General features: G+C 26.2%; 2 protein-coding genes. Both read left to right on the top strand.

Annotation, left to right across the window (positions count from 1 at the left end; genetic code table 11):
* Positions 1 to 92: 92 nt before the first annotated feature.
* Entirely contained in the window at positions 93 to 1,184 is a 1,092-nt protein-coding gene (locus AC23MB_RS14220) for a hypothetical protein (RefSeq protein ID WP_487787635.1), read from the top strand.
* Positions 1,185 to 1,214: 30 nt separating this feature from the next.
* Positions 1,215 to 1,529, top strand: coding sequence for a hypothetical protein (locus tag AC23MB_RS14215; RefSeq protein WP_487787634.1), 315 nt, complete (start codon positions 1,215 to 1,217; stop codon positions 1,527 to 1,529).
* Positions 1,530 to 1,570 lie beyond the last annotated feature (41 nt).

The raw sequence follows: 1,570 nt of genomic DNA, 5'->3' as shown, positions 1-1,570 counted from the left end.
CATATTTTATTAAAATCACTCAAAAAAAATAATACTTTTACAAAAACAAAAGTTGCACTAGCAATTTGAGACCACCTAAAAAAACAACTGTTATGAATCAAAAAATCAACATTTTATTCGGATTTTTATTTAGTTTGAATTTCATGTATGCACAAATTAGTGAGAGAAATCTGACTCCACAAAAGCCAACTGTTAATACTACATATAGTAGTGAGCTTAACTTTATGCATCATGATAATTTAGAAGAGTATAAAAAATATGTAGGACAAGAATTCTTTATTCTACCCTCAAACTTCGGATCTTATGTTTCACCAAGTGATAAAACTATGTTTGATGATATGTATTATCAGACTCCTAAAGAAATAAGTGTTGAAGTTCCAAAGGGTCGCAAAAAAATAATTGAAAAAAGAACAATAAAACACTATTTAGGAGATGAAAATGATAATTTTAGTTATGATAATGTCGGTGGCAAAACTTTTAAAGTGATCGATTTTGATTTAAGTAAATCAAGAACTATTATTAAGGATTATAACGAATTACATTTTACATTAGTTGACAAAACAACAAATGAAATCGTAATATGGAAACCTAAATTATATGAGTTTAGGTATCCTTATAACATTATGATAGTTTCTCATCTTGATTTTTTAAAAAATTATTATAAAAACAAAAAATATTATGCGAGAAGAACTATGTTGAATGAGTCAGAAGATTCAAATTCTGTTTATCACAAAAGAATTATTAATCTTTTAAATGGACAAAATACAAAAGTAGAAGAAAAAAGTTTATGGAAGGTCGTAGATGTTTCTTTAGTAAATGTTTATACAAGTTCTTTTAAAACACCTATGATAATTTTATCAAACTTTGATAATACTGTAGAACTACCTGTATATTTTTTAAAAGAAGGTCCAAGCAGAACAACAACAAGACCATCTATTTATAAAGATTTTATGAATTCTGAAGATTTTGAAATATTGGTAAAAAAATTTGGTAAAGATAACGCTGAAGCAATATTAGCAAATAAAGTTAAGGTTGGTATGACAGACGAAATGTGTAAACTATCATGGGGAGAACCTGATAAAATAAATAAAAGCATTAGTAAAAATGATTATACTGAACAATGGGTTTATGGCAACAGCTATCTATATTTCTCAAAAGGAATTTTACGAACAATTCAAAACTAACTATAAATAAGTAGTATAAGCTTTAAGAAAATGAGTGATTATTTAATTCACTTACAAGAGCGGAATCATTTTGAACATTTTGAAATGTGGCTTAAAAAACTGTTCTATCTAAATGATTGCTTACAAAAAGAATTTGATAGTATTTATCAAGACGCATTTTATGTGAAAATTTATGAATTGCTTAATGACGGAATTTCATATGCAAGTGAAATGATTGAACTTCATGAAAAAGCACAAAATTTAAAATCTAAAGTTTGGTATGAAAAATTTTTACTTTCAATCCAACAATTGAATAGTCAATTTTCAAAGGATTGTAAGTCTCCCCAAAAACCGGACATTTTATAACCCTAAAGTTATTAGCAAAAAACAATTAATTTTAGGTTATG

The organism is Soonwooa sp. T0.1_25, from assembly GCF_057652215.1.
Note: the sequence above shows the minus strand (reverse complement) of the source record. Positions and strands in the feature narration are given on the sequence as shown.